This window comes from Fluviicola taffensis DSM 16823 (genome assembly GCF_943372375.1).
GTDB classification, from domain to species: Bacteria; Bacteroidota; Bacteroidia; order Flavobacteriales_D; family Crocinitomicaceae; genus Fluviicola; species Fluviicola taffensis_A.
This window is the reverse complement of record NZ_CALRYJ010000002.1, coordinates 473,367-490,464: the sequence shown is the minus strand read 5'-3', so window position 1 is coordinate 490,464 and position 17,098 is coordinate 473,367. Positions and strand designations below refer to the sequence as shown.

14 protein-coding genes and 2 tRNA genes are annotated in these 17,098 nt (G+C 39.8%); 10 read left to right on the top strand and 6 right to left on the bottom strand.

The window, feature by feature from the left end:
* Window positions 1–6 precede the first annotated feature (6 nt).
* The 3 genes from AAG807_RS05500 to AAG807_RS05490 form a co-directional block, all read right to left on the bottom strand.
* Window positions 7–321, bottom strand: coding sequence for a DUF3276 family protein (locus AAG807_RS05500; RefSeq protein WP_341901484.1), 315 nt, complete (start codon window positions 319–321; stop codon window positions 7–9).
* A 72-nt stretch (window positions 322–393) separates the two neighbouring features.
* Window positions 394–1,515, bottom strand: coding sequence for a hypothetical protein (locus tag AAG807_RS05495; protein ID WP_341901483.1), 1,122 nt, complete (start codon window positions 1,513–1,515; stop codon window positions 394–396).
* 56 nt (window positions 1,516–1,571) lie between these two features.
* Complete coding sequence (locus AAG807_RS05490) at window positions 1,572–1,919, bottom strand: 4Fe-4S dicluster domain-containing protein (RefSeq protein ID WP_294859937.1); 348 nt, start codon at window positions 1,917–1,919, stop codon at window positions 1,572–1,574.
* A 101-nt stretch (window positions 1,920–2,020) separates the two neighbouring features.
* On the opposite strand from AAG807_RS05490, the gene AAG807_RS05485 reads away from it, so the two are divergent.
* From AAG807_RS05485 to AAG807_RS05475, 3 genes are all read left to right on the top strand, one after another.
* Window positions 2,021–3,064, top strand: a complete 1,044-nt coding sequence (locus AAG807_RS05485; protein WP_341901482.1) for an acyl-CoA reductase — start codon at window positions 2,021–2,023, stop codon at window positions 3,062–3,064.
* Between the two features lie 151 nt (window positions 3,065–3,215).
* Complete coding sequence (locus tag AAG807_RS05480) at window positions 3,216–4,205, top strand: glucosaminidase domain-containing protein (protein WP_341901481.1); 990 nt, start codon at window positions 3,216–3,218, stop codon at window positions 4,203–4,205.
* 187 nt (window positions 4,206–4,392) lie between these two features.
* Entirely contained in the window at window positions 4,393–5,925 is a 1,533-nt protein-coding gene (locus AAG807_RS05475) for a hypothetical protein (RefSeq protein ID WP_341901480.1), read from the top strand.
* Here AAG807_RS05475 and AAG807_RS05470 read toward each other — a convergent pair.
* Both AAG807_RS05470 and AAG807_RS05465 read right to left on the bottom strand, forming a co-directional pair.
* Complete coding sequence (locus tag AAG807_RS05470; protein WP_341901479.1) at window positions 5,916–7,406, bottom strand: hypothetical protein; 1,491 nt, start codon at window positions 7,404–7,406, stop codon at window positions 5,916–5,918. The genes AAG807_RS05475 and AAG807_RS05470 overlap by 10 nt on opposite strands.
* Window positions 7,407–7,415: 9 nt before the next feature.
* On the bottom strand, window positions 7,416–8,390 hold the full coding sequence (locus tag AAG807_RS05465) for a hypothetical protein (protein WP_341901478.1): 975 nt from the start codon (window positions 8,388–8,390) through the stop codon (window positions 7,416–7,418).
* A gap of 86 nt (window positions 8,391–8,476) precedes the next feature.
* Here AAG807_RS05465 and proS point away from each other — a divergent pair, with 86 nt between their 5' ends.
* The 7 genes from proS to fabG all read left to right on the top strand — a co-directional run bounded on the left by proS (window position 8,477) and on the right by fabG (window position 13,928).
* A complete protein-coding gene (gene proS / locus AAG807_RS05460; protein WP_341901477.1) occupies window positions 8,477–9,952 on the top strand; it encodes a proline--tRNA ligase in 1,476 nt (491 codons plus the stop codon).
* A gap of 91 nt (window positions 9,953–10,043) precedes the next feature.
* A complete protein-coding gene (locus tag AAG807_RS05455; protein ID WP_341901476.1) occupies window positions 10,044–10,724 on the top strand; it encodes a hypothetical protein in 681 nt (226 codons plus the stop codon).
* Window positions 10,725–10,793: 69 nt separating this feature from the next.
* Window positions 10,794–10,868: transfer RNA gene (locus AAG807_RS05450), tRNA-Glu, on the top strand.
* 32 nt (window positions 10,869–10,900) lie between these two features.
* Window positions 10,901–10,972: transfer RNA gene (locus tag AAG807_RS05445), tRNA-Glu, on the top strand.
* A gap of 30 nt (window positions 10,973–11,002) precedes the next feature.
* The gene (gene rpsT / locus AAG807_RS05440; RefSeq protein ID WP_341901475.1) at window positions 11,003–11,254 is read left to right on the top strand and encodes a 30S ribosomal protein S20; all 252 of its coding nucleotides are present in this window, start codon (window positions 11,003–11,005) and stop codon (window positions 11,252–11,254) included.
* 74 nt (window positions 11,255–11,328) lie between these two features.
* Window positions 11,329–13,038 (top strand): putative porin, encoded by a 1,710-nt coding sequence (locus tag AAG807_RS05435; RefSeq protein ID WP_341901474.1) that lies wholly within the window; start codon window positions 11,329–11,331, stop codon window positions 13,036–13,038.
* A 143-nt stretch (window positions 13,039–13,181) separates the two neighbouring features.
* A complete protein-coding gene (gene fabG / locus AAG807_RS05430) occupies window positions 13,182–13,928 on the top strand; it encodes a 3-oxoacyl-[acyl-carrier-protein] reductase (protein WP_341901473.1) in 747 nt (248 codons plus the stop codon).
* 74 nt (window positions 13,929–14,002) lie between these two features.
* Here the strand turns inward: fabG and AAG807_RS05425 are convergent, their stop codons facing one another.
* A complete protein-coding gene (locus AAG807_RS05425) occupies window positions 14,003–17,080 on the bottom strand; it encodes an ATP-binding cassette domain-containing protein (protein WP_341901472.1) in 3,078 nt (1,025 codons plus the stop codon).
* Between the last annotated feature and the right edge of the window lie 18 nt (window positions 17,081–17,098).

Below are 17,098 nucleotides of genomic sequence, written 5' to 3'. Positions count from 1 at the left end.
GGAAGTTTATTCTAAATCCTCAAAGTGAACATCCTTGACATAAGAAGAGTTTGAACCTTCTCCCATATTCAATTCGTTTGCTTTATTCATGACTTCCAAAAGTGTTTCTGAAAACTTCTCGAAATCTTCCTTGTAAAGAAAGATCTTGTGTTTTTGAAAAACTTCCTTTCCATTGATGTTTACCTTTTTACTTTCTGTAATGGTAATGTAGTGGTCCTGACCTTTAGTAGCTTTTATATCAAAAAAATAAGTGCGTTTTCCGGCTTTGACAATTTTAGTGAAGACCTCTCTTTGAGAATCGTAATCGAGTTCGTTTTGCATAGTTTATTTAAGGTTGCAGCAAAACAAATATTAATTTTTATTTATTGAAATACAAGATTTTGATTAAGAAATTTACTTTTTCGGTTTTCTCTTCTTGCCTGAGTTGAGAGTAGCAGAAGGGTCTTCCTCTTTTTTATGTTTCTTTTTAGCCTCGTATTTCTCCAGAGCTGTCATGGTCTTTTTATCCTTCTTGACTGGTTTTTTACTTTCTTCTGTTGTATTGGTTGCTTCTGAATCCGGCAAAACAGCTACGTGAACATCATTTGCACTTCCTTTGCCTTCACCTGTCGGATCAATCCATTTTCCCGGTGTAGAAGAAGTTGTCACATCTCCGTTTCTGTCATCAACCGAAGCTACCGAAACGTTTACATCTTTCTTATTGATCCCAATCACATCTTCCTTCAATACCCAACGATTATTGTCCAGTACAAAAGCATCGTAAGACATGTCGGGGACATAGAATTCATAAAAACCAACCATGGTCGGTGTTTCAGGCATCAAGTGATCAAAGATGATCCGGTTGTATTCAGGTTCATAACGCAAGGACATCACGGAACGTTCTGAGTGCTCGTAAAATAAACGCTTCACCGTTGCAGTTCCGGATTTAAATAGGGGATACCCCAACTTCAGGCTGTTTCCCGTGAAATACATCACATCAATCAACTTGGTGTTGCTCATTCGGGTTCCGCCATCCCATCCTAAAATGGTATAGTAAGTCTTATTTGCTTTTTCGACAGGAATGATCTGATAATACAATGCGCCATACCACATGTTTGCCTCTAAAGTTTCTTCCGGCTTAGCTGTCAACATCATCGAGTTATCAATCAATTCAATGACTTTGTGCTTCGTATCCTTTAAGGAGTTTCGATGCACGACGTAGGCATAATACTTTTGAGTTCCATCTTCCTGTTCCACATTCCAGTTAACTATTCTGACCAGTTTATCCGGACTATCGATTACTCCTAGCGTTCTCAATTTAGGAAACGCCAAATCAAAGACAGTTGGTTCGTGAAGTGTTTGGTCAATAAGTGTTTTGAATTGTTTGTTCCAGAATTCTTTTTGGTCATTCTTCCGTGAGCCACGAAGAGAATCCAGTAAAACAGAGAGTTCTTGTTCTCTGGAATACACGTCGAATTGTCCCAAGGATTGGAGACTGATCAAAAGTGTAATTAATAAACCGAATGAAACCTTCATAACACTAAAACGCTAAAAAAGTAAATGTGTTACAATTTAAGAATAATGCTGCTCTTTTACAAGTGCATAAAATCCTTCTTCGCAAGCAATTCATCTTCGCTTTCACGATACTCCGGATCGTCCACACAACAATCAACCGGACAAACTGCAGCACATTGGGGTTCATCATGAAATCCTACACACTCCGTACATTTATCTGTTACGATGTAGTAAACATCCATGTCCTTAGGTTCGAAATTAGCATCAGCCTGAACCTCTTCACCATTCAATGTTGTAATCAATCCTTTTAATGACGTGCCATCCGCATATGTCCATTCAGCTCCACCTTCGTAGATTGCGTTATTTGGACATTCCGGCTCGCATGCACCGCAATTGATGCATTCGTCTGTAATCATGATTGCCATAAGAGACTTTTTTTGTGCAAATATAAGGAGGTCTCCGATTTAAACGGTGAAATATTTTAAAAAAATAACGGTTTTCGTCCCGGAGGAATTAATTTTGCAAGGTGGAAAAAAAAGCAATCATAGAAGTTTTTGGTCAACTTAGAAAAGCATTAAGTGCATTCACACTCAATGAACAATGGCCTGGTTACGAATGCGGATTAACGGAAGAGGAGTTTTTGAGCCTACGGAAAATCATCAATAAGGAAGTGCAGATCAATCCCTGGTTCACCAAAGAAAATTGTATCAAAGCTTTAAATGGAATTATTCATTTAACTGAAAAAGAATCACTTAATGAATTTTCAGGTAAGTATCAATTCACGACCAAGCCACGCACTGTTGCTTTGATAATGGCCGGAAACCTTCCTTTTGTGGGGTTTCACGATTTGTTATGTGTTCTTATCACGGGAAACAAGGCTTTATGCAAATTAAGCAGCTCGGATTCCCGTATTCCAATGAAACTAATTGAATGGATGTGCGAATGGAACCCGGAATTGAAGGAGCGCATCCAGATTTCAGCAGGACCAATCAAGAATTACGACGCTGTTATTGCAACCGGAAGCAATAATTCGATTGCTCAATTCGAAACCTATTTCAGTCATGTTCCTCATCTGTTCCGAAAGAACAGGTCTTCAGTCGCTTTATTGGATGGTTCGGAAACAGACCAGGAACTAAAAAGCCTTGGATCCGATTGTTTTGATTTCTTCGGAATGGGATGTCGCAATGTTTCTAAACTCTATTTGCCAACCGGTTTTGATCTGAACCGAATTTTTGAAAACTTCCTGGATCAGGCTCATTTGATTCAGCACCATAAATACGGAAACAATTACGATTACAATAGAACCATTTTCCTGATGAATCAGATTCCTTTTCTGGATAATAATGTGTTTATGTTGAAGGAAGATGAGGGGATTCACGCCCCGTTATCTGTAATTTATTACGAATTCTATTCGGACAAGGCGCTCGTTTTGGATAAATTGGAAGAGATGAAAGAAAACCTTCAGGCAATTGTCAGTCACGATTTTATTCCTTTTGGAAAAGCACAAGCTCCTGATATAACCGATTTCGCCGATGGAGTGGATACTTGTACGTGGTTAAATTTATTATAATTACGAATTGATTCATTTAAGAGTGGGGTTATGTTATTAATAATAAGGTGGTTTATTGTAGTTATTAACAATTGACTTTAGAGTTTTCAACAATTTTTGTAACCAAGTTGCTACTTTTGCGTATTCTAGACAGAATTCAATGCCTTTTGAAATGATGAAAAGCTTAGCAATTGTAGGATTTGGGATTTCTTTCTTCTCGTTTGGAGGAGAAACTCCAGCGAAAATGAGTCAAACGGATTACGTATCGATGTGGTCGAATGTAGCTGTTGAACACATGCTTACTTATCGGATTCCGGCAAGTATCACACTCGCTCAGGGATTATTGGAAAGCGGTAATGGTAATTCACCACTTGCCACTGAGGCAAATAATCATTTTGGGATCAAGTGCAGTGATTGGACGGGGGAAAAGATCTATTTTGATGACGATGCGAAAGGGGAATGCTTTAGAAAGTATCCGACTGCAACCGAATCATATAACGATCATAGTTTATTTCTTACTAAGAAACCGCGTTATGCCGCGTTGTTCCAGTTTCCGGTTGATGATTATAAATCATGGGCCAAAGGATTGAAAAAAGCTGGTTACGCCACACATCCGGAATATGCAGAGAAATTAATCGACCTGATAGAGCGTTTGAAGTTGTACGAGTATGACGATAAGACTGCTCCGCAAAATAACGGAACGGAATTATTGGCTAATAATGCCAAAGAAACTTCTAAAACGAAAACAAAAGAAACAAATGTCAATAAGTCTGCATCATCCATGAAGATTGACGAATCTTGTTTGAAATACCAAAATCACATTTTGAAAGAGAATAAGAATGATGTGAAATTCATTATTGCTCGCAAAGGTGATACCTATTACAAGATTGCAAAGGAATATGAATTGGCTATGTGGCAGATGTATAAGTACAATGATTTTGTGGACAAGAAAGATCTGCTTGAGCCGGGTGATATCGTTTATATCGAACCAAAGAGAAATAGAGCACGAAGTAAAGGAGCTACTTTTGTAGCAACGAAAGATATAACATTGATAGAGATTTCTCAGGCAGAAGGAATCAAGTTGAAGAAATTGGTAAAGATGAACGGATATACATCTGAAAAAGTAACTGTCCAAAAAGGACAAAAGATCCTTCTTCGCTAGTTTGATTCTAGGTTGAAGTTTATTGTTGTTGTTTGTGAAAGGTTGCGGTATGCAACCTTTTTTTGTTTTAGGATTTCAATAGCCACGAGTGAAATCATGTCCCATACAGTGCTTCAAAGGAGATAAATAGTTTTAAAAAAACTGCTAGGATTAAAAGATATTGTTAAATTTGAGAAACTCCTACGTTATGAAACCTTCAAACGAACTGTATAAATTAATCAAGTCGTTGACGAAATCCGAGAAGCGGTTTTTCAAGCTTTCGTCTGCTTTGCAATCGGGTGAAAAGAACTACCTGAAGATTTTTGACTTCATTGAAAAACAAGGTGCATATCGGGAGGAGGATTTGAAGGAATTCTTTCAAAACGAGACGTTTGTAAAGCATTTACCCTCTGAGAAGAACCACTTATATCGTCTGATATTGAAGAGTCTTCGGGTCTATTATTCGGAACAATCCGCTTCCAGTATTCTGAAACAGGAGTTGAAAAATGTAGAAATACTATACAATAAAGCACTCTATAAGGAATGTGAAAAGTTTGTTCAACGGGCAAAAAGTCTGGCTGTTGAACATGAGGAATTCTATTATTGGTATGAATTGATATCCTGGGAAAAGAGATTGCTTGAGGCCGCTTATGAAGATGGTGAGTTTTCAAGAAACCTGGATGATATCATAGAAGAAGAGGAGCTCGTGATTGCGAAACTTCGAAACCTGGCAGAATACCAGGTGATTTACTCCAAAATAAACCTGATATTCCGTTCCGGAGGTTTTACACGAAATGAGGAAGAACGAAAAATCGTAGACGATATCTCTGATTATCACCTGATCAAAGGAAAAAATACAGCCTTATCGACAAGAGCATCCTCGATGTGTTATTATATCAAGGGATTATGTGCTGCAACAAATAGAAATTACGAAGATAGCTTTCAGTTTTTCAACCGCACAAAAGATATTCTTGATAACAATCCGCTTATAAAAGAAGATTTAGGTCAACGCTACATCCTGACACTTTCTCATCTTTTAAGATGTTATATTGATAATAAGCAGTTCAAGGAAGCTACCAATGTCATTCATGAAATCCGCGCATTGGAAGGAGGTAAAGGTTTCAATTCAATGGATTTATCCTTACGCATTTTCACGATTTCCTATAATGGGGAATTTGCATTGAATCATGCTACCGGGAATTTTGAAGCTTCGGCAAAATTGGCAGAAGAGGTTCGGATCAGATTGCGGGATTTAGATGACAAGGTTTCAAAAGAGCAAAACATCTTATTCAGCTACAATCAAGCGTATACCTATTTCGGAATTGGAGATTACAAGAAAGCGCTTTCTACATTGAATGAAGTGTTGAATGACAATGAACAACGCCTAAGACAGGATATCTATAGTTTTGCACGAATTTTCAACCTGATCATTCATTTGGAATTGGAAAACTATGATTTCCTGGAGTACGTCATTAAATCAACAAACCGTTACCTGAGTAAGCACGACCGTGATTATGAGATCGAAAATGTGGTGATCAAACATTTGAGAAAACTAGCGAAAAGCATGAATATCACGCAGCGGAATGAGATACTTGCAAAGATGAAAATTGAAGTTGCTGAATTAATGAAGGACCAACAAGAACGTGTTATCCTGGATTATTTCCATCTTCCTGCCTGGATCGATTCAAAGTTGAACAAGGTTGACTTTTCCAAATCTATCAAGGAGTACAATCATTTGTAATCAAACTTGTACTGCATTCCTACATTGAAAGTTGTGTTGACAATATTCAAATCTGCCCGGCTTTCGTAGAAGGCTTTGTAAACACTGCTTTGCATCAAATAGCGCACAGATAGATCCAAATAAACACGCCCGACTCTAAATCCTAAACCACCACTAATGGTCTGGTTATAACTTTTCCCGTATGTTTTCATCAAAGTGTCGCCTTTAGGATAATAACCGTAACCTCCACGAATGAAAACGGTATTGTTGATTGCCCACTCACCTCCAACGCGAACATTCAGAACGTCTTCCATTTGACCTTTGATCACTTTGTTTTCAGGAGAGTAATCATAGGAAACATAAGCTTCGTCATTGGTTGTTTTCAAACGCCCCCAGCCATAGTTCAGGTATTCCAAATCCACATTGATGCATCCGTTATCCCCAAAAACAAATGCAAGGGATCCGACAGCTTTCAATGGAGTCCAAATACGGTATTTATACTTGTCACTTGGAATCAAGCTTGGATCGACCGTTTTCAGACCATCATTATGAAGGGCCTGCATAGTCGCAGTAGATTCATCCGTTATTTGGTAAAAAGTAGGAGTATGTAGTGCTATTCCTAATCGAACATAGTCTGCAGGTAAAAAGATCGCTCCCAGTTTAAAGTTGGTCCCGCCACCTTTTGAAGTATAATCGTATTGATAGATAAATGAGCGCAAAGAAACACCACTTGTATCGGTAAGAGTTTCCTTGTGAATAACTGATTCCGAAAAATTAAGGGTGTTGTACGAAACAGACGCTCCAAAATAAATCTTGTCCAGGTAATTTGCACTGATTGCAAAGTAAAACTCATTAATACCACCTTTGTTCAATACGGTTCGATTGTGAATCACGTCTCCCGAGTTCAATCTCGGATAGTAATTATTGTTTGCATCCGGATCGATTGCATAAGTCTGATATGCCAGGGAAGAGGTGTAGGGCTGAGCATCGAATAAAGAATTTGGATCAATACCTGTTGCTCCGGACGCAAAAACGTCCAATAAGGATTCGAATTGTTGCCCGCTGTAATTGAATGAATTATTGAAGTTTGCAACACGGTTCATCCCGAATGAGATCTGGGTATAGATCAAGCCTGAGTTTGAGCTGGACACATCGCTTACCACGGTGCCAGCCAGATTTGGAATCCTCACCTTAAACGCATCCATTGAAGAAGAGCCGTTTGAAACCGGTTCACCATTTCCTCTGAAATGAGCAGTGTTCTTAACACTTGTTCCTGCTATCCCAAATGAAAAAGAACTTACGGAAGACCGTCCGAATCCTGCGGGATTGATACCGATGCAACCACTTTCTGCACCAAGGGCTCCAAAGGAACCTCCCATTGCATCAAACCTGGCAGAACCCTGCACATAAGTGTTCGATAATCGATATACATCTACTTCATTCTGCCCGAATGCAAAAAAGGCTCCCGTAAAAACTGAAGCCAAAACTATTTTTGTTATCATTTATTCAATTTATCGTCTACCACCACTTCTTGATCCTCCTGAACTTGGTGAACTAACACTTCCTCCTCCGCCAGAGCTTCCACCTCTCAAGGTTGGAGTGGTTCTGGTATTCGAATTATTGCTGTTGTTAATCGTTCTGTTGTTGCTATTGTTACCTCCTGAATTAATCGTTGGATTTCCGACCCGCTGATAAGTACCTGTTTGTTCTCCTGATGTTGAAGGTCGGGAAACAGCTGGTCTTACTGAAGCGCGATTAGTTGCTGTACTGACAGATCTCCCATTTTCGACCCCAACAGGCGACGAGTTTATATTGGCATTTGTATTTCTTCCAACTCCGGTATATCCATGATTTGGATTAGCTGTGATTTGATTCGGATAAGTGATCACCCCACCGTTTGTTGATGAACCCATTCTTCCACCGGAAGTTCCTGCGTGCATATCGGATAAGTTGCGTCCTGTATTCGGTTTGCTGACAGGTGTATACCATGAACCACCTCCATAGGACGGGTAGGATTGACCATAATAGCCGCATCCTCCATAATATGAACTGCCATAATAACTATAAGGATTATAACCATACATGTTGTATCCCGTTCCATAGTAAGAACCGAATCCTACTGAAGGATACAAATTATTACCATATCCATATCCATTCGGATGGTAGTAGCTACCATAACCGTAATAACCCAATCCACTCAAGGAGGAATAGGGTGAGTAACCGTAATAAATGTATTGTGATCTGTAAAAATAGTCCGTGTACTGGCGAGGAGAAACATAAGTCGTTCTCTCAGCTGGAGCTTCTGTTTGTTCTTTTTTCGCTACGAAAGTGGCGTAATCTGTTACGTCATTTAAATCTGTTCCCGGAGGCATGATAGGTGTACGGGTATTGTAAACGTCGTCCTGCATAAAATGCTCGGAAGTGCTACAGCTCGCAAGGGATGCGATTGCTCCAAAACACACTCCGAATTTTAACATCTTGTACATATTGATAAAGATTAAATGGTTGATTAAAGATAGCTTAATTATTTCTAATTTTACGGTTTTATTCTTAAAATTTAACATACTCAAAAATGTCACAGAAGTACGCTACTCGCGCCGAAGATTATTCAAAGTGGTATAATGATTTAATATCCAGAGCTGATCTAGCTGAACACTCGGATGTTAAAGGAATGATGGTGATCAAACCCTATGGTTATGCCATATGGGAAAACATGCGTGATATATTAGACGCAAAGTTCAAAGAAACCGGTCATCAAAACGCGTACTTCCCTTTATTGATCCCCAAAAGCTATTTAAGTAAAGAAGCTTCTCACGTGGATGGATTTGCAAAGGAATGTGCTGTTGTAACTCATTACCGTTTGAAAAATGATCCGAATGGGGGTGGTGTGATTGTTGATCCGGATGCAAAGCTGGAAGAGGAACTGATCGTTCGTCCGACTTCTGAAACAATTATCTGGAACTCCTATAAAAAATGGATCCAATCTTACAGGGATCTACCGATATTGATCAATCAATGGGCAAATGTAGTTCGTTGGGAAATGAAAACACGCTTATTCCTTCGTACATCGGAGTTTTTATGGCAGGAAGGTCATACGGCTCATGCTACAAAGGAGGAGGCTATCCGGGAAACGGAACAAATGTTGGATGTTTACGCTGAATTTGCTGAAAAATACATGGCGATGCCCGTGATTAAAGGTCACAAAACTGAAAGCGAGCGTTTTGCAGGTGCTGATGATACGTATTGTATCGAGGCGATGATGCAGGATGGAAAGGCGCTTCAGGCAGGAACTTCTCATTTCCTGGGTCAGAATTTTGCTAAAGCGTTCGAAGTTAAATTCAGCGACGCCCAAGGGAAGCTTGAATATGTCTGGGCTACTTCCTGGGGTGTTTCTACACGCTTGATGGGAGCATTGATCATGACGCATTCTGATGATGAAGGATTGGTTGTTCCTCCTTTATTGGCGCCGATTCAAGTGGTGATCGTTCCGATTTACAGGACAGAGGAAGAGCTTCAACTGATCAATGATGCAGTTGCTAAAATCTCTGCTGAATTGAAAGACCTGAAAATCAAGGTGAAATATGATTCGGATGATCAAAAGAGACCAGGGTGGAAGTTTGCTGAATACGAGGCGAAAGGTGTTCCTGTCAGAATCGCAATCGGACCGAGAGATTTGGCAAATGGAGTAGTGGAAATTGCTCGTCGTGATACGAAAGAGAAGTATGCTATGAATATCGAAAACATTGGAAGTTCGATTGAGAGTTTACTTTCAGATATCCAGGATAATCTCCTTAAGAGAGCACAGCAGTTCCGAGTTGACAATATGCATGAAGTGGACACTTACGAAGAGTTTCAGACACAATTAGAGGAAGTGGGTGGATTCTATTTGGCACATTGGGATGGTACGAAAGAAACGGAAGCTAAGATCAAAGAAGAAACAAAAGCAACAATACGCTGTATTCCAATCGAAATAGCTGCAGAGCCAGGCAAGTGCATGGTGACAGGGGCTCCTTCGAAAGGGCGCGTGGTTTTTGCTAAAGCATATTAATAATTGAGGGCGTCATTTCGACTACGCTCAATGACCTTGAAATAAACAGGTGACTGAGCGTAGTCGAAGTCACCTGTTAAGAAATTGAGTTATGGAAGAGGCACGTAAAGTCATACAGGATATTTTGATTCGGAAAGCCGGATTGAAACAGGATATTTTCCAGGATACCAAGAGCCATTTTGAACGTTTCAAAAAGCACTTACTGGAGGAGATCGGAGTACTTCGCGCATCGATTGAAGACAGCAGAATCCGTTTGCATGTGGAATACAAGGGAGAGTTCCAGATCCAAGTTTATATTGGTAGTGATGTGCTTGTTTTTCAAATGCATACCAATGTATTCCGACTGCCGGACAACCACGACGCCTGGCAGACAGATTACCTGAAAGAAGACAAGGCTAGAGGGTATTTCGGGATTATCAACATCTATAATTTTCTTGCTGAATCGTACCTTAAAAACCGTGTAAATGACCTAGGATATCTGATTGGGAGAATCTTCATCAACAAGGATGAACATTTCATGGTTGAGGGAAAAGGGCAACTCGGGTTTTTATTCCGTGATTTGACCAATTCAGTGCTTACTGATCCCATTCTTACAAACATTATTCACGTGTCGTTTTCCTATGCGCTGGAGTTTGATTTGCTTACTCCTCCCTATGAAATCGTGTCAAAAGTAACGGTGTTTCAAATGCACGAGATAGAAGCGAATAGTCAAATGTCTACCGGTAAACGGCTGGGTTTCAAATTTGAAGCAGAAGACAAAGATATTTTTTAGAAAAAAAAGGAGGGTAGCTATTGCAAATAGGAAAATTCCAGCTATATTTGCACTCCGAAAATAAAAAACGGCCCATTCGTCTAACGGTTAGGACATGCGGTTTTCATCCGTAAAATAGGAGTTCGATTCTCCTATGGGCTACCAAAAAAAAAAGAAAAGACCGTTAAGTCGGTTACGGCCCATTCGTCTAGTGGTTAGGACGCCAGGTTTTCATCCTGGTAACAGGAGTTCGATTCTCCTATGGGCTGCAAACTTTAGTTTGATAATAAAAGAAAAAAATGGCAAATCACAAGTCAGCACAAAAGAGAATCCGTTCTAACGATGTTAAGCGTTTGCGTAACAAGTACCAACACAAAACAACTCGTAACGCGGTACGTAAACTTCGTTCTTTGAAAGACAAGAAAGAAGCAAGCGATCTTTTACCAGTTGTAAATTCCATGTTGGATAAATTGGCAAAGCGTAATATCATTCACAAAAACAAGGCTGCAAACTTGAAATCAGGTTTGACACTTGCAGTGAATAAATTATAAGAATATTCATTAAGAATTGAAAGGGTCTTGTCTGCCAATGGCGATGAGACCTTTTTGTGTTTTAATAAAGTTTCATGAAGAAATGGGCTTTGTTCATCCTCTTTACGTCCTTCTGCCAGCTTATTAGCTTGGCACAATCTCCCTTTGGGAACTACTTCCAGGACTCATTGAAACCAGGTCATCGCATTTCAGGGAAATTGGATTCGGTAGATGTAAACCTGGCATATTATCAGCATACACTCCCTTCGGATTTCAATCCTTTCACATTCATTTTCTCTTATTCGGACCTGAACACCTCGTGGCTTAAACCTCAAGTGAAAAGATTCTCCGCTATCCCACACATTGCTTTTGAATATTCGATGGGTTCCAGATTGGATCAATTTGGAAAAATTACATATACACAGGCACTCGATTCGAATACCTTTATCCAATTTGATTATATCCGAAGAAATAATGGGGGAAATCTAAGGAATTCCAGTTTTGAACGAAACACGGTTCAGCTCGGATTGATGCATCGTTCCAAATACTACGGAACAATCCTGGATGTTTCTTTCTATGGGAACAGCAATCAATTCAGTAATGGTCTGATCGGTGATTCCGTAAGGACCGACATTCCAATTCTATTGCAGGAAGTTGAAAAGCAGAATGCCGGAAACAAAACCAAGGAACTTCACATCGATTGGAAAAATTACATCTCCTTTACCAAGGATTCCTTGCAGAAGGTCGGAGTGATTCTGCAGCCAAGATTGGATATTAAGAACCAACGTTACTTTGAGCGAGATACGGTAGAAAAAATCTATGGCTTTTCTAATTACGACACGATCAACACCTACGATTACTGGGAACTTTCCTCATTGAAATTAAATGGTGGAGTGTTTTACAAGAATCGAAGTTTCAATATTGAGGCTGGTCTCGGTGCGCGCTACTGGGATTATGACAATATGCTCATTCATCAAGACACAACAGAAGTATCCGGATTTGCAGCCCTGGATCTGAATGTAAAAGGATATACCTTGAATGCACTAGCAAATTACACTTTTGTCGGGGCCAATGGTGAAACAAAAATTTTGGCTGATCTTAAAAAATCTTTCCGGACGAACATCTTTTCAGTGAATGCAGGATTCATCAGTCAATACCCTGAAAACTACCAGCGGTCGTATTATGGAAATACCCTGGCTTATAATTGGGGAAGTAAGATTTTAAGTACACGCACCACTTTGAAATTAAATTGGAACAGCAAGAACCGTTTTGTTCCTTTCTTTCTTCAGGCATTTATGGAGAACAATTCAAAAATGCCCGTTTTCATCCAAAACAGATGGAGACAAGACACCTTGACATCTCTGAACGTACTTGGGGTTCAGGCAGGTTTTGAATACAGCTTTAAAAAACTATTGATCCAAGGGAGAGCAAGCTACAGGGAGAGTACAGGTGATTTACTTCCCAATTGGCTCATTTCAGGAAGGATTGCTTACAATGGCGGACTATTCAAAGCTAAAAAATTGAAAACAGTGACTGGAATCGAAGTCGGTTATATCAGCCACTATCAATTGATTGATTTTGTTCCGCAAATCAATACCTATTCACTTCTGAGTACAGGACAACAATTCAGGGATATGATGAAATTACATTTCTTCACCCAGTTTGATCTTGGATATTTTAGATGGTTTATCCGTGTGGAAAATATCGAGCAAACATTTGTGAAACCGGGGAATTTCGAAGCGCTGGGTTATCCTGTTACACGTCTCCAATTCCGTTTTGGGGTTTCCTGGGATTTCTTCAATTAAATTATAGAATCTCGTAGGGGCAAAAAATTCCCCCCCCCTACGAGATGTTGAAACATTTGAACGTCCTATTGAGGATAAGTTCACCTAAGAATTCATTTATATCCAAGAAACCTTTCCTATATTTGAAGACCAAAAAAAAATACATGGGATTATTAGATAATAAAGTGGTATTAATTACTGGAGCATCCAGAGGAATCGGTAAGTCAATTGCAGAGGAATGTGTGAAGCAAGGAGCAAAAGTTGCTTTCACCTATTTGTCTTCAGAAGAAAAAGCACGTGCATTGGAAGCAGAATTGACTGCGAATGGTGGTGTGGCTATCGGATTCAAATCGGATGCTGCAAATTTCGATCAGGCTCAGAAATTAGTTGATGATGTTGTGGAGAAATTCGGAACGATTGACGTTCTTGTAAATAATGCCGGAATTACACGCGACACGCTTTTGATGCGTATGACAGAAGAGCAGTGGGACGATGTAATCAATACCAATTTGAAATCTGCATTCAACTTGACGAAAGCGGTTCAACGCCCGATGTTGAAAGCTCGTTCAGGATCAATCATCAATATGTCATCTGTTGTTGGAGTTAGTGGAAATGCCGGTCAGTCAAATTATGCCGCTTCCAAAGCAGGTTTGATCGGATTCACAAAATCCGTAGGTCAGGAATTAGGTTCAAGAAATATCCGTTGCAATGCGATTGCTCCGGGATTCATCGAAACTGAAATGACGGGTGCATTGGATCAGAAAGTAGTGGAGGAGTGGAGAAATTCAATTCCATTGAAAAGAGGTGGTCAGCCAATTGACGTTGCAAATGCAGTTGTTTTCCTGGCTTCAGATATGTCTGCATACATTACAGGTCAAACAATCCACGTATGTGGAGGAATGTTGATGTAATTCAAATTTATATTTAAAACAAGAAGGGCGTCCCGTATGTACGGGACGCCCTTCTTGTTTGTATCTTATTCTCTTTATGCGTTATTCGATTTCACCCGGGAGAAAATCCCCAGTAGCTTTCGAAGGATGTCATAATAGAGAGCTATAATCATCAGGACAGTCATTCCCCAAAGGACTAGAATATTGGCAAGGAAAGTACTCATTGGAATACCGAACCAATACTTTTTACATGTATAGAACGGAGCATCCAATAAACGCGTGTTCTTTTGATCCATATAAAGCGGATCGTCCTTTTGAATCAACTGATCATCGGTAATGATGATTTTCTGAACTTCCGAACGATTGGTCACCAAATCCTGTAAACTTTCGTTGACAAAAGCTGCTTGAGACGCTTCGTAATTTTTCTCACCCATTGCAAGAACCAATTTATCCAAATCTTCGGTAGCCTTGTTGTATGTTACGTTGTATTGTTTTTTCATCATTTCCAAGAACGCACCAATATTAAATTGGACTTCCTGAACGGATGATTTTCCTTTCTGCAATTTATTCAATCCGGCAATACAGTCCTTGCATTCCAAATTTGACCAATTGGAGATTTCTTTTTCAACTTCATTTGTCAGAATGCGTTTCGCCTTTTCAAAATCAGTTACGGATGATTTCTTATCCGCCAGGATAGTCAACTGGTTTTTCATCTCCGGAATCCAGTAATCTCTTTTCCAGCTTGCATTGCTTTGACTTTGGTGCAACGCAAATTGCTTGTTTTCGTGGGTGTTTTCGGTAGCCTGAACAACAGCAAGAGCTTCGTAAGCCCAACGTGAAGCCATCGCATTTCCTACCCACGGAACTTCATTGTTTGAAGAGAAAATAGGGTGGAGCTTATCGAATTTCACAATCACCCCCGAAAAGATCAATTGCGGAATGATCAATAAAGGAACGATGATGTAAATAACTTTCGCAGAATTGAACGCACTTGAAATATTCAATCCAAGAACATTGGCCATACAGGACGTTGAGAACAAAATCACCCAATATTCCCACCAAAGACCATGGATTTCAAGGATCAGGTTCCCAATCAGCACAAAAAACGCTGTCTGAATAGCTGAAACTATAAACATGATCAAGATCTTCGACCACAAATAAGAACCCAGGGAAAGATTCAGGAAACTTTCTCGTTTCAGTATCTTCTTGTCTTTGATGATTTCTTCCGCAGCAACTGTCAATCCTAAGAAGAGGGCGACTACAACGGATATGAATAAATATTGCGGGATGTTTTCATTTTCATAGAACACATAATCCTCATGTCCTTTTCCATCCGAATTGAAGAACTTGACAAAGAATGAAAGGATTGCAGCCAAAACAGGTGCTTCCAACATGTTAATGAACATGTATTGCTTATTCGCTAATTTACTCAGGACATCACGCAGGAAGAAAACCTTAAATTGTTTGATTTTATTAGCAATGCGTGAAGTTCCTTTGATCGGTGTGATAATTTCCTCAATGTCATTTCCCTTCGAATTGGACAGATAACGTTCGTTCCATTCCCTTGGGCTTACTTTCCGGACCTTTGTCTGGTTTCCATACTCATCAACCACCTTGGATTCAATGATATTGAAGATCTGTTCCGGGTTTACGTTACCACAGATCGGACATTCACGCTCATTCGCATTTACGTGATGGACATGTGTCTTGAAGTAAACGACCGCATCAATCGGATTCCCGTCAAAAATCGGATAACCTCCCTGATCCAGGATCAGAAGTTTATCAAACATCTTGAAAATCTCGGATGAAGGTTGGTGGATCACGACAAAGATTAACTTTCCTTTTAAAGAAAGTTCCTTGAGCATGTCCATGATATTTTCAGAGTCGCGCGAAGAAAGTCCGGACGTAGGTTCATCCACGAACATCACTGCCGGTTCACGAATCAATTCCAGTGCAATATTCAATCGTTTGCGTTGTCCACCGGAAATAGTCTTTTCCAACGGGCTTCCCACTTTCAAATGCTTCGCCTCTCCCAAACCAATATCGGAAAGTAAATCCAATACTTTTTTCTTTAATTGGGATTCCGACAAATCATTGAAGCACAACTTCGCGTTGAAATATAAGTTTTGGAATACGGTCAATTCTTCGATCAACAAATCATCCTGTGAAACGAAACCGATGACACCTTCCAGTTTTGATTTCTCGCGATGCAAATCAACACCGTTGATAGTAACGGCACCGTGAGAAGGTGCATAGTTTCCATTCAGGACATTCAGAAAAGTTGATTTGCCTGCTCCTGAACCACCCATTACGCCCAATAGTTTCCCGGATTGTTCTATGAAATTGATTTCGTGTAAACCAATCTTTCCGCTATTGAAGTGGAATTGTAAATGATCTACCTTGAAAGTGATCTTTTCCTGGTTTGCGTCATTCAGGAATCTTGAAATCACATCACTGTAGTAGATCGGAGCGGATTTATTTGTACGCAGGGCAGATCCCTGATTCAGGATGTGTCTTCTTTCATTGGAAACGATCTGACCATTCAGGATCAACTCATCATGTCCGAAATACTTGAAGAAAAGGATATTGACACTTTCTATCCGGATGACCGAGATAGAACCTTCCAGACCATCCAACTTGATCAGCTTTGCATGAGAAAGCTCGATCGGTTTCTCTGTGATGTACATGAAATGCTCATCATCAAGGATCGTTTCGATTTTTGCTTCTACAAATGATTTTAGCTGTTGATACTCAAAATCAGCGATGTTGAATGATTCTGAAACGGTATGAACGAATTCCTGTTCCTGTTCATGAACCTGATCATTTGCATGAATAAAGTCGAAGATGCGCAGCAACACGATCATTTTTTGTCGCTGGGTAAGTTCTTCATTGATCTGGGAACAGATTCTCAGAACTTTTACCGAGTTTACGGATGTTCTCTTACGTTGACCGTCTTTCTTACTTGATCCGGAATGGTGAACCAACAAAAACTCATCAAATAATTGAATATACTTCTGTAGTAATTCATCATTTAATTCTGTCCTTAAAAATGCTTCTACAATCCGTCTGCCATTGGAACTTTCAATGGCTTCACTTGTTGGGTCTGTTACTTCATCAACCTTCGCGATAATCGCGAATAACTGCATTAGAGCGCGGAGTATGCGTTCACTCATGCTTTTCTGGAATTTATT

Bases quoted from the DNA above. Each gene is read 5' to 3' on its own strand.
- AAG807_RS05500 (WP_341901484.1), bottom strand. From the start codon at position 321: ATGCAAAACGAACTCGATTACGATTCTCAAAGAGAGGTCTTCACTAAA.
- AAG807_RS05495 (WP_341901483.1), bottom strand. From the start codon at position 1,515: ATGAAGGTTTCATTCGGTTTATTAATTACACTTTTGATCAGTCTCCAA.
- AAG807_RS05490 (WP_294859937.1), bottom strand. From the start codon at position 1,919: ATGGCAATCATGATTACAGACGAATGCATCAATTGCGGTGCATGCGAG.
- AAG807_RS05480 (WP_341901481.1), top strand. From the start codon at position 3,216: ATGATGAAAAGCTTAGCAATTGTAGGATTTGGGATTTCTTTCTTCTCG.
- AAG807_RS05475 (WP_341901480.1), top strand. From the start codon at position 4,393: ATGAAACCTTCAAACGAACTGTATAAATTAATCAAGTCGTTGACGAAA.
- AAG807_RS05470 (WP_341901479.1), bottom strand. From the start codon at position 7,406: ATGATAACAAAAATAGTTTTGGCTTCAGTTTTTACGGGAGCCTTTTTT.
- AAG807_RS05465 (WP_341901478.1), bottom strand. From the start codon at position 8,390: ATGTACAAGATGTTAAAATTCGGAGTGTGTTTTGGAGCAATCGCATCC.
- proS (WP_341901477.1), top strand. From the start codon at position 8,477: ATGTCACAGAAGTACGCTACTCGCGCCGAAGATTATTCAAAGTGGTAT.
- AAG807_RS05455 (WP_341901476.1), top strand. From the start codon at position 10,044: ATGGAAGAGGCACGTAAAGTCATACAGGATATTTTGATTCGGAAAGCC.
- rpsT (WP_341901475.1), top strand. From the start codon at position 11,003: ATGGCAAATCACAAGTCAGCACAAAAGAGAATCCGTTCTAACGATGTT.
- AAG807_RS05435 (WP_341901474.1), top strand. From the start codon at position 11,329: ATGAAGAAATGGGCTTTGTTCATCCTCTTTACGTCCTTCTGCCAGCTT.
- fabG (WP_341901473.1), top strand. From the start codon at position 13,182: ATGGGATTATTAGATAATAAAGTGGTATTAATTACTGGAGCATCCAGA.
- AAG807_RS05425 (WP_341901472.1), bottom strand. From the start codon at position 17,080: ATGAGTGAACGCATACTCCGCGCTCTAATGCAGTTATTCGCGATTATC.